The organism is Pseudaminobacter salicylatoxidans, from assembly GCF_003148475.1.
GTDB classification, from domain to species: domain Bacteria; phylum Pseudomonadota; class Alphaproteobacteria; order Rhizobiales; family Rhizobiaceae; genus Pseudaminobacter; species Pseudaminobacter salicylatoxidans.
Genome location: NZ_QGGG01000002.1, coordinates 270,906 through 291,039 on the forward strand (window position 1 = coordinate 270,906; position 20,134 = coordinate 291,039).

The following is a 20,134-nucleotide window of genomic DNA, read 5'->3' on the forward strand; positions in this document are numbered from 1 at the left end:
ATTTGCAGCCTGTACCAGGAAATCTGCGTGTAGCAGGCTTGCCGCATCGGAGCGAATAACGCGCGTTTCCGACGACAGCCCGTTCGGATTCTCGGCGTACCCGGTTGCAATGAGCCGTGTTTTGCGTGAGTATCTAGGTACTCAGATGTACGTGGGCTTCCACGAGTGAAGCAGTTCATCCGGCCTGAGCAATTGCAGAACGACGTGACGTCGTTTCTTTGCATGGGGGCAGGTATGTGGATCGCGTTGACCGATTTTGACGGCAAAGAAATCTATCTCAATACCACTCATCTTGTTTCGATTAGAGAACACGGCCGTGGAGCTATCGTTACCCACACGGTGGGCCAGACGGTGGTGAGCGAAAGCCCGCAGGCCATCCGCAAGGTGCTCGGGCTTACGCAGACAACGGCATTCTCGTCTGCTCTACATCGTTTCGGGATAGAAGGGCGCGCCTGACTATCAGGCAGCTTCCAGATCGTTCGCGTAGCCGCATATGAGCGGCTTGCGCGAACGCTTGGATTGAATCCGGGATCGCATGATCCCTGCCGCTGAAAGGTGACAGGGTACAGACATTCGCACCCGGCTTCGCAAGCCAGCGGATTGCGATATGGCCGTCGCGATAGCGCAGCTACGCGGCGACCTCCATCGCAACTGCTGATACACTGGGTCACACAGGGCATGGTTGGCGAACCGCCTTCCCCTGCCACCAGCGCCGGTTGACGCCACCGATCTTCATCTTGTTTAGACCGCAACCGCAGCACTGCATTGCCGGCTGGATCAAATGAAAGATGTTGGCGCGACAGGATAGGCACTGGAACAGGCTTGGCGAGCCGGGCTAAAGAGGGCTGCCATGACAAATATCGATGCCGCCCTCGCCTATCTCGACTACGACCCCTCATCGCGCCGTCTCCGGCTCGACCCGCATGAGCCGCGTTTCGTGCAGAACCCGTATGAGGCCTATGCGTGGCTGCACACCAATGCGCGCAGCTTCTTCTGGGAGGATTTCGGTTTCTGGTGCCTGGCGGGATATGACGATGTCAACCGCCTGCTGCGTGACCGCCGCTTCGGCCGTGAAAAGCCGGAAGGCGCTCCCGACGACCAGGGCTATACCGGCGACCGTTCGCATCTGACGGCCTTCGACGCGATCGAGGCCAATTCAATGCTGGAGCTGGAGCCGCCTGTCCACACGCGCCTGCGCACGCTGGTCAACCGCGCCTTCGTCTCGCGGCAGGTCGAACGGCTGCGTCCGCGTGTCGAAGCACTTGCCAACGAGCTGGTCGACAGGTTCGAAGCTGATGGCGGGACCGACCTGCTACCGAACTTCGCCGCTCCGCTACCGATCACCATCATCGCCGAGATGCTCGGCGTGCCGGTGGAGATGGGGCCGCAATTGCTGAGCTGGTCGCACGACATGGTCGCCATGTATATGCACGGCCGCACGCGAGAACTGGAAGACAGGGCCAACGCTTCGTCCCAGGCATTTTCCGACTTCCTGCGCTCCTATGTGGCCCAGCGGCGCAAGAACCCCGGTGACGATCTGCTGAGCCTGCTGATCTCGGCGCAGGAAGACGGACAGAAGCTGAGCGAGGATGAGCTGGTTTCCTCGGCGATCCTCCTGCTCAATGCCGGCCATGAGGCAACCGTGCACCAGACCGGCAATGCGGTTCGCACCATCCTCAAGCAGGGCGGAGACCCGCGTCGCTTCTTCACTTCGCCCGAAGCCACGGCCGCGACGGTGGAGGAATGCCTGCGTTACGACGCGCCGCTGCATATGTTCACCCGCTATGCTTATGGCGATCTTGAGGCTGCCGAAGGCGTCGCGTTGAAATCGGGCCAGCAGGTTGGCTTGCTGCTGGGGTGCGCCAATCGCGATCCGGCCGCCTTTGCGGCGCCGCACACGTTCCAGCCCGGTCGCGACGACCAGAAGAACGTCTCTTTCGGTGCCGGGATCCACTTCTGCATCGGCGCGCCGCTGGCGCGGCTGGAACTGCAGAGTTCGCTCAAGGTGCTGTTCGACAGGCTGCCACAGATCGCGCTCGCCGAAGAACCGCTCTATCGCGACACCTATCACTTCCACGGACTGGAACGGCTGAACGTCAAATTCTGACGAAGCCCTGCCGGTCCGCGGGCAATTCTTTCAGGCGCGTCGCCAATCGGCGCGCCTCGAACGGGCAGGCAAAAATGACCAACTATTTCGAAAGCCCATTTCGGGGCAAACTGCTTTCAGAGCAGGTGACGAACCCCAACATCATCGTTGGCCGCTACAGCTATTATTCCGGCTATTATCATGGCCATTCGTTCGACGACTGCGCCCGCTATCTGATGCCGGACCGCGACGATGTGGACAAGCTCATCATCGGCAGCTTCTGTTCCATCGGCACCGGGGCGGCTTTCATGATGGCCGGCAATCAGGGCCATCGCAACGACTGGATCTCAACCTTTCCGTTCTTCTTCATGCCGGAAGAGCCCGCCTTCGCCGATGCGATGAACGCCTATCAGCCGGCCGGCGACACGGTCGTTGGCAATGACGTGTGGATCGGCGCGGAAGCAATGATCATGCCGGGCATCCGCATCGGGCACGGCGCGATGATCGGCAGCCGTGCGCTGGTGACCAGGGACGTCGAGCCCTACACCGTCGTCGGCGGCAATCCAGCCCGGCCGATCCGCAAGCGCTTTCCCGAGGAAGACATCGCCATGCTGCTTGAAATGGCGTGGTGGGACTGGCCGATAGAACAGATCAAGGCTGCAATGCCGCTTCTTTGCAGCGGCGACATCAAGGCCCTGAACACGTTCTGGAAGGAAAAGCGGTCTTAACGCGGCCAGGCTACCACCCCGCCTGGAACGAGATGACCTCTCCCTGATACGTGCATGCCCCCGAAACTCTGCAACTTTCGGGGGCATGCTCCAAATTCGGAAAACCCAAAGCGCACGTCATGATCGAGCCCCACCAAGCCACGAAACACTGGTCGAAGGTAGAGTATCTGCACGAAACCGTCAGGAACCCGAACATCCACGTCCGCGGCACGCACAGTTACTACAGCAATGCCTGGTCTGGTTCGTTCGAGGAAAGCGTGGTCCGGTACCTCTACGGCGATGACTACAGTTTGAAAGCCTGGGAACCAGCCTGGCCGATCGATCAGCTTCACATAGGCGACTATGTCTGCATAGGCGCAGAAGCTGTGATCCTGCTGGGCGGCAACCACACCCACCGCACGGATTGGTTCAGCCTCTACCCTTTCCCGGAATTCATCCTCGAATCCTATGCCGGGAAAGGTGACACTATTATTGGCGATGGTGCCTGGATCGGCATGCGTGCGATGATCTTGCCCGGTGTCGCCATCGGCGAGGGTGCGATTGTCGCGTCAGGGGCCATCGTAACAAAGAACGTGACGCCTTACTCCGTCGTTGCGGGAAATCCGGCGGTGCCTGTAAAATTGCGCTTCCCTGCAACGACCGTAGAGAAGCTGCTTGCCCTCAAGGTCTATGATTGGCCGTCCTCAAAATTCGAGGCGCTGAAGCCGCTGCTTTGCGCGAGCGACATCGAGGCCCTGGAGCTTGCGTCCAGCCGATATGACGAGGGAAACGCCTGACCGGTCAAGCCCTGATCACATAATCCTTGCGCGTGGTCTTGATCACTTCCCAGCTACCCTTGAAGCCGGGGCGAATGACGAAACGGTCGCCGGCCTGCACCGTGCGCGCCTCCCCGCCATCCTCGGTAACGACCGAAACCCCGGAAAGAATGTGACAATACTCCCATTCGTCATATTCGATCCGCCATTTGCCGGGTGTAGATTCCCACACGCCGGCATAGAGCCCGCCTTCAGCCTCCTCGACGTTCCAGGTGCGGAATTGCGGATTGCCTGAGATCACCCGCCCCTCGGCTGGCGCTCCAATCTCCGGCTCGATGCCGGAAATATCGACGCTCTGAAATTTCTCGCTCACCAAATCCCCCATGCATTTGCAAGGCCGACCGAAAACTGCCGGGCGGCCACGCATTGTCGTGGCTATCAAGCCTTGGCCAGTGCTTGTTCCAGATCGGCGATGATGTCGGCGACGTCCTCGATACCGACCGACAGACGCACCACGTCCGGGCCGGCACCGGCCGCAGTCTTCTGCTCGTCGGAGAGCTGGCGGTGCGTGGTCGAGGCCGGGTGGATCACCAGCGACTTGGTATCGCCGATATTGGCCAGATGCGAGAACAACTCCAGCGATTCCACCAGTTTCACGCCGGCATCGTAGCCACCCTTCAGGCCGAAGGTGAAGACAGCGCCTGCGCCGAGCGGCGAATATTTCTGCTGCAGTTCGTGGTTCTTGTCGCCCGGCAGCCCCGGATAGGAAACCCACGCTACCTTGTCGTGCCCGGACAGCCATTCGGCCACCTTCAGCGCATTGTCGCTGTGGCGCTGCATGCGCAGCGGCAGCGTCTCCAGTCCGGTCAGGATCAGGAACGCGTTGAAGGGCGAGATAGCCGGACCGAAGTCGCGCAGGCCCAGCACGCGGGTGGCGATGGCGAAAGCGAAATTGCCGAAAGTCTCGTGCAGCACGATGCCGCCATATTCCGGGCGTGGCTGCGACAGCATCGGGTAGTTGCCCGACTTCGACCAGTCGAACGTGCCGCCATCGACAATGATGCCACCCATGGAATTGCCGTGACCGCCGATGAACTTGGTCATCGAATGGAGAACGACGTCGGCTCCATGCTCGATCGGCCGCAGCAGGTAGGGGCTGGCCATGGTGTTGTCGACGATCAGCGGCAGACCGTGCTTGCGGGCGATAGCCGCAATGCCCTCGATGTCCACGAACACGCCGCCGGGATTGGCCAGGCTCTCGATGAAGATGCCGCGTGTCTTGTCGTCGACCTGGTTCTCGAAAGTCGAAAGGTCGTCCGGATCGGCCCAGCGCACCTCCCAACCGAAATTCTTGAAGGCATGACCGAACTGATTGATCGAACCGCCGTAAAGCTTTCTGGACGCGATGAAATTCTCGCCGGGCTGCATGATGGTGTGGAACACCAGAAGCTGCGCGGCATGGCCCGAAGCGGTCGCAAGCGCGGCCGTGCCGCCCTCAAGTGCCGCCACGCGCTCCTCAAGCACCGCCTGCGTGGGGTTCATGATGCGCGTATAGATGTTGCCGAACGCCTTCAAACCGAACAGCGAAGCAGCGTGATCGACGTCATCGAACACATAGGCGGTGGTCTGGTAAATTGGCGTAGCGCGTGCGCCGGTAGCCGGGTCGGGCTTTGCGCCGGCGTGAACGGCAAGCGTGTTGAAACCTGGAGTGCGTTGGGACATCGTTTCCTCCGAAAAGCCCTGACTGGAAATTCTTGCCATTCTTGGCCGAGCCTCACCGGGAATGCAAAGAACAAAATGCTCCGGCACATGCAAACAGCAAGCCACCACCTGCTCATGCAGTACGGTTTGCGAAACTATTTTTCAAAATCTATTTCTGACGAACACCGAAGCTCTGGAAGCCGGAGCGCATGATCGGCTTCTTCGACGAAAGTACGCCGGAATTGACACCATTCCAGCCGATCTCGCCGGCAAGGCGTGCATATTCGATCTTCGGGCAGCGGTTCATCACGACCTTGATGCCGGCGGACTCGGCGCGCACTGCGGCTTCGTCATGCCGGACGGTGAGTTGCATCCACACCACTTTCGGCAGCGGCTCCAGCGCCAGCACCTCGTCCATGATGGCAGGCACGGCATCGGAGGTGCGGAAAATGTCCACCATGTCGATGGCGACGGGGATATCGGCCAGCCTTGCATAGGTCATCTGGCCAAGAATCTCCTTGCCGGCCTGTCCGGGATTGACCGGGATGACCGAAAACCCCTTTGCAAGCAGGTATTTCATGACCAAAAAGCTCGGCCTCACCTCATTGGCGGAGGCTCCGACCACGGCAATGGACTTCACCGAGTTCAATATGCCGGCAATGTAGGAATTTTCGTACGGGTCGTGGTTCATTCTGGAAGCGAAATTCTGCCGTCCGCACCGAGCGGGAAATCCGGGTTGTGGGCAACCTCCCAGAGATTGCCTTCCGTGTCGGCGAAATAGCCCTGCATACCGCCCCAAAAGGCGCGCGTCGCGGGCTTTACGATGCGTCCACCAGCTTTCTGAGCCACCTTGAGGATTTGCCCGACTTCAGCTTCGGAGCGCGTATTATAGGCAAGCGCGACCGATGGCGTACAATCGGCGGGAGGCGGCCGATTGTCGTTGCCTATGTCCGCGGCCAGTTCGTTGCGCGGCCACAGGGCAAGGATCATCCCACCCATCTGGAAAAAGGCGACGCCTTCCGTGATCTTCTCGTTTCGCTTGAGCCCCATGGCTTCATAGAAGCGAACCGCGCGCTGCAGATCGTCCACGGCCAGCGTGATAATGGAGATGCGTGGTTCCACGCGCCTATTCCCCCTTCCACTCCGGATGGCGTTTTTCGATGAACGCGCCGATTCCCTCCTCGGCGTCGCGCGCCATCATGTTTTCCACCATCACGCGCGATGCATATTCATACGCCTCGGTCAGCCCCATCTCGGCCTGCTCATAAAACGCTTCCTTGCCGATCTTGAGCGTCAAAGGTGATTTTGAAGCAATGGTTTGTGCATATTTGTTCACCACTTGCGCGAGATATTCGCGCGGCACGACGCGATTGACCAATCCGAATTCGCGCGCAGTCGGGGCGTCGATGGTTTCGCCAGTCAGCAGCATTTCCATGGCCTGCTTGCGCGAAACGTTGCGCGACAGCGCCACCATGGGGGTCGAGCAGAACAGCCCGATATTGACGCCGGGCGTGCAGAAGGCCGCCTCGCCCGACGCTATCGCGAGATCGCAACTCGCGACGAGCTGGCAGCCCGCGGCGGTCGCCAGCCCGTCCACCTCGGCGATCACCGGCTTGGGATGACGCACGATCGTCTGCATCAGATGCGCACAAGCCGCCATGGTCTGCTCGAAAAACGCCCTGCCCCGGTCGGCATCGGCGCGATGCGCGGTCATTTCCTTGAGATCATGGCCGGCGCAGAACACCTTGCCGCTGGCCGCCAGGACGATCACACGCACGTCCCTGTCGTCGCGGGCGCGCCCGAATTCCGATTCCAGTGCAGCCATCACCGCAAGCGACAGCGCATTCGCCGGCGGCTTGGAAAGCGTGATTCGCAATATGCCGTCCTGGAAACTGGTGGTTACCGGCCCCTCCGGCGCGTGCTTTATGGCGACGACTTCAGCCAATGATCTTCTCCGATTATTCAGTTCAGTGGAAAAACTACCACGCATCGGATTGAAGAACAGGGGGCAAACGGCTTTTATGGCGCGCAACATGCGCAAGTTTGCGTGCCACTGCCCACCACCCGTCGGTCCGGGCAGCCTTTCCGATCCGCCGACAGGAAGAATGCATGCCGATCCAGCCTAACCTTGCCCCACAGATGACCGCAGCCGAAGTCAATGACCTGCTCCGTTCGGTTTATCCGCAACTCAACGACGAATTCGCCTCCTATGAGGCTATCGATGTCTTTGCCGGCGGCTGCACCGTGCGCCTGAATGCACTGGACCGGCATTTGCGTCCCGGCGGGACCGTTTCCGGTCCCTCGCTGTTCACGTTGGCCGATATCGGTGGCTATGTCTGTGCGCTGACCCACGCCGGCCCGGACGCGCTTTCGGTCACCACCAACCTCAACATCAACTTCGTGCGCAAGGCCGAGGCGGGACCGATACTCGGGCATTGCCGCATCCTGAAGATGGGGAAGAAGCTGATGGTCTTCGATGTCGACATCGTCGCTGGCCGCGACCATCACACCATCGCCCACGCCACCGGCACCTATTCGATACCGCCCAAACGATAAGATCCGGAAACGGTAAAATAATACCACAAGCACAACATGCTGTTTTAAATGGGTTATTTGGAGTGCTCCTCCCATCGCCTAGCTTGACCGGCCAACTCTTCCCGCCTATAAGCCACACCTGACCAGCGGCTTTTCCGGGCCGCGGTTTTGTATTTGGCGGGCAGCACTTGCTTCCTGCTAAGCCAAGCAACAAGAAACGCCTTCTCCGGAAGGTCCCGAACGAAAGTTGGATCCATGAAAACCTTTTCGCAGAAGCCTGCGGACGTGGTGAAGAAGTGGGTGCTGATCGACGCCGAAGGTCTCGTCGTCGGCCGTCTCGCATCCATCGTCGCCAACCGCCTGCGCGGCAAGCACAAGCCCACCTTCACGCCCCATGTCGACGATGGCGACAACGTCATCATCATCAACGCGGAGAAGGTCGTGCTGACCGGCAAGAAGTACACCGACAAGATGTACTACTGGCACACCGGCCACCCCGGCGGCATCAAGGAGCGCACCGCTCGCCAGCTCATCGAAGGCCGCTTCCCGGAGCGTCTGCTTGAGAAGGCCGTGGAGCGCATGATCCCGCGTGGCCCGCTCGGCCGTCGCCAGATGAAGAATCTGCGCGTCTATGCCGGCTCCGAACATCCGCATGTCGCCCAGCAGCCCGAAGTCCTCGACGTCGGCGCGCTGAATGCCAAGAACAAGAAGGCTTCGTAATCATGGCTGAGCTCAACTCGCTCGCAGATCTCGGCACCGTTGCCACCGCAGCGGAGCCGGCCGCCCCGGTCCACGTCCAGAAGCTGGACAAGCAGGGCCGCGCCTACGCCACCGGCAAGCGCAAGGACGCTATTGCCCGCGTCTGGGTCAAGCCCGGCACCGGCAAGATCATCGTCAACGACAAGGAATTCGGGGCTTACTTCGCTCGTCCGGTTCTTCAGATGATCCTGAAGCAGCCGATCGTCGCGACCAACCGCGAAGGCCAGTTCGACATCGTCGCCACCGTTGTCGGCGGCGGTCTCTCCGGCCAGGCCGGTGCGGTCCGTCACGGCATCTCCAAGGCGCTGACCTATTATGAGCCGGCGCTGCGCGGCGTGCTCAAGAAAGGTGGCTTCCTGACCCGCGACAGCCGTACCGTCGAGCGTAAGAAGTACGGCCGGGCCAAGGCTCGCCGTTCGTTCCAGTTCTCGAAGCGCTAAGCCGCTCGACACTGCATCGACTACAGCATTCAAAGGTCGCCTCCGGGCGGCCTTTTTCGTATCCGCGAGAGGCGACCCGTCGCGCGCGGCATCCCGCAATGATATAGAGCCGGATCAAAGCTGCTTTCTCGAACCGGAGCGCGCAAATTCCGCGCCTCTTCACCACCTGCCGCCATCAGACACGCCTTAGGAAATCGCGATGCCTGCAAAATCGATCGACCATGCTTTCACTGCCAGCCGGAATACGGGGCGCTCGGCCGATCCGACCTATGCCGGGGCGCTTTCCTTCATGCGCCGGCGCTACACCAAGAATGTGAAGGGTGCCGATGTTGTCGTCTGGGGCATCCCCTTCGACGCCGCCGTCACCAACCGGCCGGGCGCGCGCTTCGGCCCGCAGGCCATCCGCCGCGCCTCGGCGATATTCGATTGCGATCCGCAATATCCGTTCCATCTCGACCTGTTCGACAATCTCGGCATGATCGACTACGGCGATTGCCTGCTGGACAGCGGCAACCACCAGAAGACCCCCGGCACTATCGAGCGCGAGGCAGCCAAAATCCTGAAAGCGGGCGCTTTCCTGCTGTCGCTGGGTGGCGACCATTTCGTCACCTGGCCGCTTCTGAAGGCGCATGCCGCCATTCACGGCCCGCTGGCCCTGGTGCAGTTCGACGCGCACCAGGACACCTGGGATGACGATGGCAAGCGAATCGACCACGGCTCCTTCGTGGCGCGCGCTGTGCGCGAGGGCATCATCGACCCCGATCGCTCGATCCAGATCGGCATCCGCACCCATGCGCCGGACGATTTCGGCATCAAGATCATCTACGGCCATGAGGTCGAGGAAATGCGCGCCTCCGACATTGCCTATGCGATTGCCGAGCGCACCGGCAGCAAGAAGACTTATGTGACCTTCGATATCGACTGTCTCGACCCTGCCTACGCGCCCGGCACGGGCACGCCGGTGGCGGGCGGCCCCTCCTCGGCCAAGATATTGTCGGTGCTGCGCCAGATGACACAGATCGACATTGTGGGCGCGGATGTCGTAGAGGTTGCACCGGCTTATGACCATGCCGATATTACGGCAATCGCCGGTGCTACCGTCGCGATGCACTATGTCGGATTGATCGCCGAACGGAAGGCGCGTGAAAGCGCCTGAGGCGAAGCCACCACAGCTGGCACCTGATTGCGGTTGGAGCCAATCAGGTCGCCGAAACGCTCTTTGTATGGACGACAGGACATGAAACCGAAAATCTTCATCGATGGCGAACACGGCACGACGGGCCTGCAGATCAGGGCGCTGCTCGCGGATCGCGGCGACCTGGAGATCATCTCGGTTCCTGCCGAACGACGCAAGGAAACCGCCGCGCGCGCCGAGTTCCTGAACAAGGCCGATGTCGCCATCCTCTGTCTGCCGGACGATGCGGCACGCGAAAGCGTCTCGCTCATCGAGAACGGCACCACACGCGTGATCGATGCATCCACCGCGCATCGCGTGGCCGAGGGCTGGACCTACGGCTTTCCCGAGATGGACAAGGCGCAGATGCTGGCAATTAAGACGGCGAAGCGTGTGGCCAACCCCGGCTGCTGGCCGCAAGGCCCCATCGCAACGCTGCGCCCGCTGGTGGCCGCCGGACTGATACCGGCCGATTTCCCGATCACGATCAACGGCATCTCCGGCTATTCTGGCGGCGGCCGGCAGATGATCGAGGATTATGAAGCGCAGGGCGAGAACGCGCCGGAATTCCTGCCTTACGGCCTCATGCTCAGGCACAAGCATGTCCCCGAACTGCGCGCCTATGCGAAGCTCGCGCACGATCCGATCATGCAGCCGGCCGTCGGCAATTTCGCGCAAGGCATGATCACGGTGGTGCCCTTGCAACTCGGTGCACTGCCCAAGGTGCCGACCGGCGCGGAACTGCATGCGGCAATCGCCGACCATTATGCCGGCCTGAATGGCGGCGTGGTCGAGGTCGCGCCGCTGGTCGACTTCGAGCGCAGCGCCGATATCCAGCCGGAAATCTACAACGGCACCAACAAGATGAAGCTCTATGTCAGTGCCAACGATGCCCGCGCCCAGGCGCTGCTGATCGCCGTCTATGACAATCTCGGCAAGGGGGCTTCCGGCGCCGCCGTGCAGAATCTGGACCTGATGCTCGGCCTTGGCCGATGAATGATGCACCGGCCTTCCCGGATCATTGGAAGGTCGGCGACCCCATCCTTGTGGCGGAAACCTTTTCGAGCCGCATCTGGAAGGTATGGCGGACTGACGGAACCCCCGCCATCGTCAAGGACCTCAAACCCTTCGACGATATCGAAGATGAGTTGCGCGGCGCGCACTACCTGGCGTGGCGTGCAGGCGAAGGTGCTGTCAGGCTGCTCGGCATCGACGGCACACGCATGCTGATTGAATATGCCGGCAAGCGGCATCTGGTCGATGATCTCAAAGAACATGGCGACGATACCGCCACCGAAATCGCCGCCGAGGTGACGGAGCGGCTTTTTTCATCCTCGGAGACCCCTGTCCCACCCGATTTGCAGCCACTGCGCGAGCGCTTCGCCAGCCTTTTCGACAAGGCCCGCGCGGATCGAAATGCCGGGATCCAAAGTCTCTATGTCGAGGCCGCCACGCGTGCGGAACGGCTGTTGAACAATCCGCGCAGCATTCGCCCGCTGCATGGCGATCTGCATCATGAAAACATCATGCAGGGCGAACGCGGCTGGCTGGTGATCGACCCGAAGGGCGTATGCGGCGATCCGGCTTTCGATGCCGCCAACATGCTTTACAATCCGCTCGACAGGGACGATCTCTGCCTCGATCCCCAGCGCATTGCGCATATGGCCGAGGTTTTCGCGAAAACCCTGAAGCAGGACCCGGCCGCCATCCTCGATCACGCCTTCGCCTATGGCTGCCTTTCGGCTGCATGGCATGCCGGCGACAACAATGCGAAAGACGAAGAGCGAGAGCTTGCGGTAGCCGCCGCGATATACGGCGTGCGCGCGCAAAGCTGAGTATCAGTTCCTGACGATCACTTCGGTCGGAAGCGGATAGGCGCCCTTGGTGGCGCGCCAGTGCGCGGTGGCAAAGATCAGCACGAACACGGCAAAGCCCTGATGCAGCAGCGCCCAATGCATATGCGCCTGCGTTAGCAGGGTCGCCACGCCGATACCTGCCTGCACCAGAACCAGACCGACCAGAACCCAGGCGCGGCGCGCATGGGTGGTGCCCGGCAGGGTCTGACGGGTCGCCAACGCATGCCAGATCGCCACCACCAGAACCGTGTAGGCGAACATGCGGTGGATGAACTGCACGGTCTTGGGGTTCTCGAACAGGTTGCGCCATGCCGGATCGATGACGAACAGGTCGCCCGGAATGATCGCGCCGTCCATCAGCGGCCATGTATTGTAGGTCAGGCCGGCATGCAGGCCCGCCACCAGCGCGCCGAGATAGATTTGCACCAGAACCAGAAACACCATGATGCCCGCAAAGCGTTGCACCGCGCGGCTGGCCGCGGCTTCCGTATAGGTCGCCAGCCCGCGCGCTATGTAGGCGACCGCTATGAGGATGACGCAAGCGAATGTGAGGTGCACCGCCAACCGGTACTGGCTGACGGAGACGCGCTCGGTAAGCCCCGAGGCCACCATCCACCAGCCCACGGCACCTTGCAGGCCACCCAGCACCAGAAGGCCGGCGAGGCGCGGCTTCAATCCGCGTTCCAGCCTTCCCGACAGCCAGAAGAAGACGAGCGGAATGGCGACAAGGAAGCCGACACCACGCGCCAGCAGACGATGAGCCCACTCCCACCAGAAGATGCCCTTGAACTCGTCCAGGGTCATATCCTTGTTGATCTGCTCGTACTGGGGAATCTGCTGGTATTTCTCGAACTCTTCCTGCCATTCGGTATGGTTGAGCGGAGGAATGACGCCATGGATCGGCTTCCATTCCGTGATCGACAGGCCCGAACCGGTCATGCGCGTGGCGCCGCCCACCATGATCAGCGCAAACAGCACCACCAGCACTACATAGAGCCAGTTGCGCACAAGTTTGCGGTTGTGCAATTCCCTGTCGCGAATGGCCAGTGGCGCATCCGGACTGATTATAGCGGTCATGGCAATCGTTCCCGACGTGTTCGAACCGCGGGATTGGTGGACCATTGGCGCGCCAGATACAAGGCTTTCGCCCGCGCGACACGCCGTCGCGCCGCGGTTTGCCTTGCGCGCGAGGCCGATTAAGCCTAGGACGACGCCGAAGGAAACGCCATGCCCATTCGCCTCAAAAAGCTCATCGGAACGGTTCTGCTGATCCTGTTGGTGATCGTCTACGCGCTGGTTGCGACCACTGTGGCCGTGGCGCGCCTCGGCGAATCCGGACCGGTGGTGCACCTGCTGTTCTTCCTGCTCACAGGCATCCTGTGGATACTGCCGGCCATGGCCATCATCAAGTGGCTGATCATCGAGCGCAAACCGAAGAACGGCTGAGCGCCTTCAGACCGTCACCAGCATCTTGCCGCGATTGGCCAGCGGCGTGGTGATGCCCGACAGCATGGTGCGCACATAGCCGATCTGCTGGTAGCGGCCATTGAGCGAAATACGTGGCAGCGCGTGAAGATGTCCTGCATGTTCAGGGCGCAGCACGCCATGGCGGGTCGTGACCGCTGAAATATAACCCGCCTCCTTCGCAAGCTTCACTTCTCTGGGCCCGACAGCGCGCGGATAACCGTAGGGATAAGCCATGTGGCGCGGGCGTACACCCAGCCTCTCCTCTATGATACGGCCTGCCTGCACGATCTCGCGGCCGGCGGTTTCCTCGTTCAACCTTCTCAGATGGTAGTGATGAACCGTATGCGCGCCGATTGTCACCAGCGGATGCGCTGCGGCCCTGGTGATCTCGTCCCAGTTCATCAACGTATCGCGATTGGGGGCGTATGGATCGACCCCGTTGGCCTGCGCCAGATTAATCAGGGCGGCATTGCAGCCTTCCTCCGGTATTGTCGCCGTCAGATGGTGCTCCAGCCACGCGCTTGCCCGCTGCCGCGCCCGCGGCGTCGAACAATCGAGCCTAATCGGGCCGCTCGCGGTCTCGACAACAACCCAGTCTCGCGCATTGACGATGTCTTCCACCACCTCCCACCACAGTGCGACCGAACCATCGGTCAGGCCGGGCGCGACATAGATGGTGATGGGCGCGTCGTGCTTCTCCAGTATGGGCAAGGCTTCGGTGAGGTTGTCCCGATAGGCGTCGTCGGCAGTGATCGTGGCGAACCGCCCCTGCCCCTGCCCGGTTCGTGCCAGCGCCTCGTCCAGCGTGACGAACGCATAGCCCTGCGTCTTCATGTCCGCGATCAGAGCATCGAGAAAAGCCGGCGCGATGCTGAGGTGACGGTTCATGCCGTCCGGCTTTTGCGGGCAGGCGGTGACGCGATGCAGCATCAGGATGGCACCGATGCCGCCCAGCAACGGCTGTGCCAGCCGGGCAAAGCCGGCATATCCGGCTCCTTTCAGCACCAGGCGGCGCAACATATCGTTGCTGTCGAACATTGATTCACCTTTTTCCCCTAGGCTTTGGCCAAGGGTTGCAGATCGCCATTGCCGAGAACACAGCAATAATCGCGAAGGATTGAGGTATGGTTGACGCCGAAGCGTCATTGGAAATACAGGAAGATCATCCTCCCGACGCCGTGAGCGCGGTGCGGTCCGTTGCCATCGATATTCTGCCGGCCAACGCCGATGCACTGGAACGCTACGAGCGGGCCTGTACCGAAGCGATATTCGCACCCGCGCAGAGTGCAATCTGGGTGCGCAACTGGATTTCCCACACGCATCCCGATGCGCTGATCGCATTCATGTCACGCGGCTCCGACATTGTTTTCGCGCTGGCGCTCGAGGTGGCGAAGTCGGGTCCGTTCCGCGTCGCCCGTCTCGTGGGTGGGAGCCATGCCAACGGCAATTTCGCTCCTTCCGTCCTGCCGCTATCCGTTTCACCGAGCCGGCAGGATATCGCGCGGCTCGTGCAATCGATCCGCGCGGCCCGGCCGGATATCGATATGCTGCTGCTGCAGCGGCTTGCGCCCGATCTCGACGGCAACCCCAATCCGCTGCTTGCACTGCCTCATGCGCCCAGCCCCAATATCGCCTTGGCGACAGATCTTCGGGGCGGTTTCGATGCCACCCTGGAGCGCATCGCAGCCCGTCGCAAACGCAAGCGGCACCGCTATCAGGCCCGGAAATTCGAGGCGGCGGGAGGTTTTCGCCGCATTGTCGCGGCGACCGAGGCCGAAACCCGCCGCCTGTTCGACGCCTTTCTGGAAATGAAGGAGCTGCGTTTCCGCAAGGCCGGGATGGCAAACGTCTTCGCCGACCCGGAACTCCGCGTGTTCTTCCATGCCCTGTTCGCCGAATCGTTGAAAAGCGCCCCTCCTCCCTTCTCGTTGGAAGCGCTGGAGGTCGCCGGCACGTTGCGCGCAATTACCGGGACCAGCCGCTGCGGCAAGCGCATGATCTGTGAATTCGGCGCCATCAGCGACGACGAACTCGCCAGCATGAGCCCGGGCGAATTCCTCTCCTTCAGGAATATCGAGGAAGCCGCGGCACAAGAATTCGATCTTTACGATTTCAGTGTCGGCGACGAGCCCTACAAACGGCTCTGGTGCAACATCGAAATCCGGCAGGTGGATGTCATCATGCCCCTGTCCGTCAAAGGGCATGCACTGGCAACCGTGCTACGCCTCTATGGCCGCTTGAAAACATGGGCCAAGGCCAATCCCACGATCTGGCGGCTGGCCAAGAAATTGCGCAAGCGCGCGGCCGGACACCCCGCTCCGGCCAACGATTGAGGGCCTATGCGACGCTGCGGCCAGGCACCGGCCTGGTCGGCAGGTCGGAGCCGATTGGCGTCACCAGGATAACGTCATGATAGCCACCGGCGCGCAGGTTTTCGGCAGCCGCAACCACCTCGTCTTCGGGCTCGAGAAGGCTTAAAAGCACCTCTGTCGCTTCCCCGACCAACCTGCGAATGTCGTCCGCGTCGCTCGGGCCGCATTCCACCACCACGATGTCATAGGCCCTGGCAAGCGATTCCAGGATGATAGGCAGACGGTCCGCAGCCCGCATGGCGCGAGCAGGATCAGCCGTCCCGACCGGCATGATGTGGCATTCCGAATAGTAATCCGTATGGATAACGTCGGTGAACTGCGCCTGCGCTGTCAGCAGATTGGTGATGCCTGGGTAGCGGGAACTGTCCAGCATCGGCTTCGACGCGGCACCGGACGCCGTGAGATCCATTAGCAGAACGCGCAGTCCGGAATCCGCGACCGCGCGCGCCACAAGCACGGCCGTGGCGGCGGCCTCGTCGCCCTCCGGCGAGACAAAGATCGCGCGGCTGGCGCCGCTGGCAATGAGCTTTTCGGCCGCATGCTCGACGCCGATCTCTCCCAATGTCTGGACCGGAACCTTTCCCGCTGGCGCGACCAGAGAAAGCGGCACGACCTCGACGGTCGGTTCCGTCTCAGTCCCGGAACCCCCGGTACCGGGTTCAGACATCATATCCGCCATATCGTCGTCTTGAGCCGTCTGCGCTGCCAAGGGCATTGCCACTTGAACTACCGGCTCGAACCGCGCGCCCGGCGCCGGGCGCATAGCGCGACCGGAAAACAGTTCGCGCAGCAGTGTGCCCACCGCCATCAACAGCAGCGAAGCCACGAACGCCGCGCCGACGATCGGTACCATTTTCGGGAAATAGGGCTCCGAGGGCACCACCGCGCGTGAGAAAACGCGCGCATCGGGGGGCAGATAGTTGCGGTCTTGCCGGGAAGCCGCCTCGCGGTAGCGCGTCATGTAGGTTTCCAGAAGCTGCCGCTGCGCGGCTGCCTCACGCTCCAACGCGCGCAACTCCACCTCCTGCTCACCGGCCCGCGCCGATTCGGCCTTGAGGCGATTGAGTTCAGCGGTGATCTGCGTTTCACGCAATTGCGCGGTCTTGGCCTGTGTTTCGACGCTGCGCAGGACGTTTTGCGCCTCGCGCCGAATCTGCACGTCCAAATCGGCAAGTTGCGAATTCAACGCCCTGATACGGGGATGATTGCCCAGCAAGGTCGTCGAAAGATCGGCAATATCGGCCTTGAGTTGCACCTGCCGCTCACGCAACCGCTGGATCAGTGGCGAGGAAAGGACTTCCGGCAACGCATCGATGGAACCGCCCTGCTGGAGCACCTTCCTCATGCTCTCGGCAGTCGCTTCGGACGAAGCACGCCCGGCGCGCACGCGCGACAGTTCGGAGGAAAGCTCCGCAAGCTGCTGCGTGGCAAGCACGGCATTGTTCTGGCCGATCAGCAGATCGGATTGCGAACGGAAATCGGCCACGCGGGCCTCGGCGTCCTTCACGCGCTTGTCCAGGTCGGCGATTTCTGGCTCCAGCCAGTCGGTCGCGTCCAAATTCGAAGCAAGCTTGGCTTCGCGGCTGGCAGCCAGATAAGTGTCAGCCATGGCGTTCGGCACCGCCGCCGCCAGTTTCGGGTCGGTCGAGGAAAACTCGATGACGATGACGCGCGACCGGTCGACGCGATAGACATTGAGCTTCTCGCGGAACGCCTTCAATACCCGCTCCTCGGCGGGGATCTCGCTCGGATCGGCCTTCAATCCGGTCATGACCAGAAAGCGTGAGATAGTGGACATTTCTGCGGAAGGGTCAAATTCCGGCAGCTTCGCCAGATCGAGCTGGCTGGCGACCTTCTTCAATATATCGGTCGACCCAATGACCTCGACCTGGCTGGCCACCCCCTCCTCGTCGAGAATCGGTCGATCGGAATCGGCCGGCGCGGGCCGCGTAAAGATGGATTCGCGCGTTTCGATCAGCAGCCGGGTTTCGGCGCGATAATGGCGCTCCGCCATCGATGCGAACATGAAGGCAAGGGCCGCAACCACAAGCGCAACAACAAGAATGCGCAGCCAGTTCCTCGCAAGCGAGGCAAACAGCTTGCCGAGATCGACATCTAGATCGCCGGCAGTTGATCGAACATCTGACATGCATCCTGCTCCCAGCCTTGGACAGCAGGCACAGTAAACACTTATGGTAACCCTGCGGTTAAGAGCGCACGGGCGGGTTGCTTTTCAGTAGCAGCCCCCCTCCGGCCACGAATCCCCCCACGCCACGCGCGCTTTACCAGGAATTAACCCTAACAGATAGATAAATCCGCCAACCATTCCGCCGGAACCATCCGGTGGATCAACCCAAGGTAGCCGCCCGGTCATGCGAAGCCCCCGTCCCCTCGTTCAGGCACTTCTTGCAGCCGTCCTGCTGGCGGGCTGTTCCAGCTACCGTCCGGCGCCGGCCGCTTTCCATGAAGTCCTCAATGAGCCCTACCGGCTCGGCGCCGGCGACCGCATCCGCGTGACGGTCTTCGAGCAGGAAGGCCTGACCAACGTCTACAGCATCGACCAGTCCGGCTATATCGCCTTCCCACTTATCGGTCCGGTGCCGGCGCGCGGCCACACCGCCCAGCAGATCGAATCGACCATCGCCGCCAAGTTGCGCAAGGGCTATCTGCGCAGCCCGGACGTCTCCGTCGAGGTGGATCGCTATCGCCCCATCTTCGTCATGGGTGAAGTCGGCGCGGCCGGACAATATTCCTACGTTCCCGGCCTCACGGCCCAGAAAGCCATCGCAATTGCGGGAGGCTTCACGCCCCGCGCCAATCAGGCCGATATAGATGTGACCCGCGATATTAACGGTAAGGTCATGACCGGCAGGGTATTGACGAGCGATCCGCTGCTTCCGGGAGATACGGTCTACGTGCGGGAGCGGTTGTTCTAAAAAATCATTTCCGAAACTGGGGGCGGATTTCGGAAGACCATGAAAAAGCGTGACAGGGCAGAAATTCCACAGCGAACGGCGACTGTGCCGATCATGCGGGCTCGTCGGCCGTGACCAAGAGACTGCGGATCGTTCATTGTTTTCGCTCTCCGGTCGGCGGAATCTTCCGCCACGTACGCGATCTCGCCGAAGCGCAGGCCAGCGCCGGACACTCGGTCGGGATTGTGTGCGATTCCACCACCGGTGGGGAATATGAGGAGCGCCTGTTCGCCGGCATGGCCAGCACGCTTGATCTCGGCGTCTGGCGCACGCCCATGCAGCGCCATGTCGGGCTTGGCGACACCGCAGCGGCCCTGCGCGCCTTCGGCATCATCAGGAAATTGCAACCGGATATATTGCATGGGCACGGCGCCAAGGGCGGCGTTTATGCCCGCTTGTTCGGTTCACTGTTGCGGGTATCAGGGTCTCGCGTAGCCCGCCTTTATTCACCGCATGGCGGCAGCCTGCATTACGATGAAACAACCACCACCGGCCGCGTTTTCTTCCGCATCGAACGGCTTCTGGAACGAATAACCGACCACATCCTGTTCGTGTCCGAATATGAGCGACGCACTTTCCGTCGCAAGATCGGCGATCCCACGGTTACCAACAGCCTGGTCTATAACGGCCTGCGCGAAACCGAATTCCAGCCGGTGTTCCACGCCGGCGGTGCCGCCGACTTCCTCTATATCGGCATGATGCGCGACCTGAAGGGGCCGGACCTTTTCATCGACGCGCTCGCCCGCGCCGAACAGCAGCTCGGCCGCACGACCACCGCCGTGATGGTGGGATCGGGCGACGACCTGCCACGCTATCGCGCGCAGGTGGAACGCCTGGGCCTTTCGGCGCGGGTGTGCTTTCTCGATCCAATGCCGGCGCGAAAAGCCTTTTCATTGGCACACTTTATAGTCGTTCCCTCACGTGCGGAGGCAATGCCCTATATCGTGCTCGAAGCGCTCGCCGCGGGCATGCCCATGGTCGCCACGGCGGTCGGAGGCATACCGGAAATATTCGGGGAAGGGTCGCCTGCACTGACCTTGCCGGATTCGGATGAGCTCGCCCGCAAGATGGCTGGCGCGCTTGCCGATCCCGAAGCCTATCGTGCCACGATGCCCGGCGCGGCCAGTTTGCGGGCGCGCTTCGGCGCCGACGTCATGGCCGGGAAGATCGAGAATATCTACTACAGCGCCCTGGGTTACACTCAGCCCGAAACGCCGGATGCTGCAAATCGAGCCATCGGCTCAAGGGTTTCTTAGCGCCTTGGCGATATTGATCCAGCGTAAGCT

At 61.5% G+C, this 20,134-nt stretch carries 22 protein-coding genes; 14 read left to right on the forward strand and 8 right to left on the reverse strand.

The features are described 5' to 3' along the window. Positions 1–165: 165 nt before the first annotated feature. The 4 genes from C7441_RS03905 (at position 166) to C7441_RS03920 (ending at position 3,590) form a co-directional block, all read left to right on the forward strand. Entirely contained in the window at positions 166–456 is a 291-nt protein-coding gene (locus C7441_RS03905; protein ID WP_019173386.1) for a hypothetical protein, read from the forward strand. Between the two features lie 394 nt (positions 457–850). Then, positions 851–2,107: a cytochrome P450 gene (locus tag C7441_RS03910; protein ID WP_109611780.1), complete on the forward strand. Its 1,257-nt coding sequence runs from the start codon at positions 851–853 to the stop codon at positions 2,105–2,107. Between the two features lie 74 nt (positions 2,108–2,181). Continuing rightward, entirely contained in the window at positions 2,182–2,814 is a 633-nt protein-coding gene (gene catB, locus C7441_RS03915) for a type B chloramphenicol O-acetyltransferase (protein ID WP_019173384.1), read from the forward strand. 119 nt (positions 2,815–2,933) lie between these two features. Next, a complete protein-coding gene (locus C7441_RS03920; protein WP_019173383.1) occupies positions 2,934–3,590 on the forward strand; it encodes a CatB-related O-acetyltransferase in 657 nt (218 codons plus the stop codon). Positions 3,591–3,594: 4 nt separating this feature from the next. Here the strand turns inward: C7441_RS03920 and C7441_RS03925 are convergent, their stop codons facing one another. From C7441_RS03925 to C7441_RS03945, 5 genes are all read right to left on the reverse strand, one after another. Further along, entirely contained in the window at positions 3,595–3,954 is a 360-nt protein-coding gene (locus C7441_RS03925; RefSeq protein ID WP_109611781.1) for a cupin domain-containing protein, read from the reverse strand. 53 nt (positions 3,955–4,007) lie between these two features. Then, positions 4,008–5,291: an O-acetylhomoserine aminocarboxypropyltransferase gene (locus C7441_RS03930; RefSeq protein ID WP_109611920.1), complete on the reverse strand. Its 1,284-nt coding sequence runs from the start codon at positions 5,289–5,291 to the stop codon at positions 4,008–4,010. Between the two features lie 148 nt (positions 5,292–5,439). After that, a complete protein-coding gene (locus tag C7441_RS03935) occupies positions 5,440–5,961 on the reverse strand; it encodes a CoA-binding protein (RefSeq protein ID WP_109611782.1) in 522 nt (173 codons plus the stop codon). Then, entirely contained in the window at positions 5,958–6,392 is a 435-nt protein-coding gene (locus C7441_RS03940) for a VOC family protein (RefSeq protein ID WP_109611783.1), read from the reverse strand. The genes C7441_RS03935 and C7441_RS03940 overlap by 4 nt, the downstream gene beginning before the upstream one ends. Positions 6,393–6,396: 4 nt before the next feature. Further along, positions 6,397–7,215, reverse strand: coding sequence for an enoyl-CoA hydratase (locus C7441_RS03945; RefSeq protein WP_109611784.1), 819 nt, complete (start codon positions 7,213–7,215; stop codon positions 6,397–6,399). 164 nt (positions 7,216–7,379) lie between these two features. On the opposite strand from C7441_RS03945, the gene C7441_RS03950 reads away from it, so the two are divergent. The 6 genes from C7441_RS03950 to C7441_RS03980 all read left to right on the forward strand — a co-directional run bounded on the left by C7441_RS03950 (position 7,380) and on the right by C7441_RS03980 (position 12,013). Continuing rightward, the gene (locus C7441_RS03950) at positions 7,380–7,826 is read left to right on the forward strand and encodes a PaaI family thioesterase (protein WP_019173377.1); all 447 of its coding nucleotides are present in this window, start codon (positions 7,380–7,382) and stop codon (positions 7,824–7,826) included. A gap of 234 nt (positions 7,827–8,060) precedes the next feature. Beyond that, positions 8,061–8,525: a 50S ribosomal protein L13 gene (rplM, locus tag C7441_RS03960; protein ID WP_019173376.1), complete on the forward strand. Its 465-nt coding sequence runs from the start codon at positions 8,061–8,063 to the stop codon at positions 8,523–8,525. 2 nt (positions 8,526–8,527) lie between these two features. After that, positions 8,528–9,004, forward strand: coding sequence for a 30S ribosomal protein S9 (rpsI, locus tag C7441_RS03965; protein WP_019173375.1), 477 nt, complete (start codon positions 8,528–8,530; stop codon positions 9,002–9,004). Between the two features lie 199 nt (positions 9,005–9,203). Continuing rightward, positions 9,204–10,160, forward strand: a complete 957-nt coding sequence (gene speB, locus C7441_RS03970; protein WP_109611786.1) for an agmatinase — start codon at positions 9,204–9,206, stop codon at positions 10,158–10,160. 81 nt (positions 10,161–10,241) lie between these two features. After that, positions 10,242–11,174: an N-acetyl-gamma-glutamyl-phosphate reductase gene (gene argC, locus C7441_RS03975; RefSeq protein WP_109611787.1), complete on the forward strand. Its 933-nt coding sequence runs from the start codon at positions 10,242–10,244 to the stop codon at positions 11,172–11,174. Then, positions 11,171–12,013 (forward strand): aminoglycoside phosphotransferase family protein, encoded by an 843-nt coding sequence (locus C7441_RS03980; RefSeq protein ID WP_109611788.1) that lies wholly within the window; start codon positions 11,171–11,173, stop codon positions 12,011–12,013. The genes argC and C7441_RS03980 overlap by 4 nt, the downstream gene beginning before the upstream one ends. A 3-nt stretch (positions 12,014–12,016) precedes the next feature. On the opposite strand, the gene C7441_RS03985 is transcribed toward C7441_RS03980, so the two are convergent. Next, complete coding sequence (locus C7441_RS03985) at positions 12,017–13,111, reverse strand: COX15/CtaA family protein (protein ID WP_109611789.1); 1,095 nt, start codon at positions 13,109–13,111, stop codon at positions 12,017–12,019. A gap of 150 nt (positions 13,112–13,261) precedes the next feature. On the opposite strand from C7441_RS03985, the gene C7441_RS03990 reads away from it, so the two are divergent. Continuing rightward, positions 13,262–13,480, forward strand: a complete 219-nt coding sequence (locus tag C7441_RS03990) for a DUF2842 domain-containing protein (RefSeq protein WP_019173372.1) — start codon at positions 13,262–13,264, stop codon at positions 13,478–13,480. Between the two features lie 6 nt (positions 13,481–13,486). On the opposite strand, the gene C7441_RS03995 is transcribed toward C7441_RS03990, so the two are convergent. Then, complete coding sequence (locus C7441_RS03995) at positions 13,487–14,539, reverse strand: polysaccharide deacetylase family protein (RefSeq protein WP_109611790.1); 1,053 nt, start codon at positions 14,537–14,539, stop codon at positions 13,487–13,489. 86 nt (positions 14,540–14,625) lie between these two features. Here C7441_RS03995 and C7441_RS04000 point away from each other — a divergent pair, with 86 nt between their 5' ends. Further along, on the forward strand, positions 14,626–15,834 hold the full coding sequence (locus C7441_RS04000) for a GNAT family N-acetyltransferase (protein ID WP_109611791.1): 1,209 nt from the start codon (positions 14,626–14,628) through the stop codon (positions 15,832–15,834). Positions 15,835–15,838: 4 nt separating this feature from the next. On the opposite strand, the gene C7441_RS04005 is transcribed toward C7441_RS04000, so the two are convergent. Further along, on the reverse strand, positions 15,839–18,022 hold the full coding sequence (locus C7441_RS04005) for a GumC family protein (protein ID WP_109611792.1): 2,184 nt from the start codon (positions 18,020–18,022) through the stop codon (positions 15,839–15,841). Between the two features lie 223 nt (positions 18,023–18,245). Here C7441_RS04005 and C7441_RS04010 point away from each other — a divergent pair, with 223 nt between their 5' ends. Together C7441_RS04010 and C7441_RS04015 are read left to right on the forward strand one after the other, a co-directional pair. After that, a complete protein-coding gene (locus tag C7441_RS04010) occupies positions 18,246–18,809 on the forward strand; it encodes a polysaccharide biosynthesis/export family protein (protein WP_109611793.1) in 564 nt (187 codons plus the stop codon). A gap of 110 nt (positions 18,810–18,919) precedes the next feature. Beyond that, positions 18,920–20,104, forward strand: a complete 1,185-nt coding sequence (locus tag C7441_RS04015) for a glycosyltransferase family 4 protein (protein WP_109611794.1) — start codon at positions 18,920–18,922, stop codon at positions 20,102–20,104. Positions 20,105–20,134 lie beyond the last annotated feature (30 nt).

Bases quoted from the DNA above. Each gene is read 5' to 3' on its own strand.
- C7441_RS03910 (WP_109611780.1), top strand. From the start codon at position 851: ATGACAAATATCGATGCCGCCCTCGCCTATCTCGACTACGACCCCTCA.
- catB (WP_019173384.1), top strand. From the start codon at position 2,182: ATGACCAACTATTTCGAAAGCCCATTTCGGGGCAAACTGCTTTCAGAG.
- C7441_RS03920 (WP_019173383.1), top strand. From the start codon at position 2,934: ATGATCGAGCCCCACCAAGCCACGAAACACTGGTCGAAGGTAGAGTAT.
- C7441_RS03925 (WP_109611781.1), bottom strand. From the start codon at position 3,954: ATGGGGGATTTGGTGAGCGAGAAATTTCAGAGCGTCGATATTTCCGGC.
- C7441_RS03930 (WP_109611920.1), bottom strand. From the start codon at position 5,291: ATGTCCCAACGCACTCCAGGTTTCAACACGCTTGCCGTTCACGCCGGC.
- C7441_RS03935 (WP_109611782.1), bottom strand. From the start codon at position 5,961: ATGAACCACGACCCGTACGAAAATTCCTACATTGCCGGCATATTGAAC.
- C7441_RS03950 (WP_019173377.1), top strand. From the start codon at position 7,380: ATGCCGATCCAGCCTAACCTTGCCCCACAGATGACCGCAGCCGAAGTC.
- rplM (WP_019173376.1), top strand. From the start codon at position 8,061: ATGAAAACCTTTTCGCAGAAGCCTGCGGACGTGGTGAAGAAGTGGGTG.
- rpsI (WP_019173375.1), top strand. From the start codon at position 8,528: ATGGCTGAGCTCAACTCGCTCGCAGATCTCGGCACCGTTGCCACCGCA.
- speB (WP_109611786.1), top strand. From the start codon at position 9,204: ATGCCTGCAAAATCGATCGACCATGCTTTCACTGCCAGCCGGAATACG.
- argC (WP_109611787.1), top strand. From the start codon at position 10,242: ATGAAACCGAAAATCTTCATCGATGGCGAACACGGCACGACGGGCCTG.
- C7441_RS03980 (WP_109611788.1), top strand. From the start codon at position 11,171: ATGAATGATGCACCGGCCTTCCCGGATCATTGGAAGGTCGGCGACCCC.
- C7441_RS03985 (WP_109611789.1), bottom strand. From the start codon at position 13,111: ATGACCGCTATAATCAGTCCGGATGCGCCACTGGCCATTCGCGACAGG.
- C7441_RS03990 (WP_019173372.1), top strand. From the start codon at position 13,262: ATGCCCATTCGCCTCAAAAAGCTCATCGGAACGGTTCTGCTGATCCTG.
- C7441_RS03995 (WP_109611790.1), bottom strand. From the start codon at position 14,539: ATGTTCGACAGCAACGATATGTTGCGCCGCCTGGTGCTGAAAGGAGCC.
- C7441_RS04000 (WP_109611791.1), top strand. From the start codon at position 14,626: ATGGTTGACGCCGAAGCGTCATTGGAAATACAGGAAGATCATCCTCCC.
- C7441_RS04005 (WP_109611792.1), bottom strand. From the start codon at position 18,022: ATGTCAGATGTTCGATCAACTGCCGGCGATCTAGATGTCGATCTCGGC.
- C7441_RS04010 (WP_109611793.1), top strand. From the start codon at position 18,246: ATGCGAAGCCCCCGTCCCCTCGTTCAGGCACTTCTTGCAGCCGTCCTG.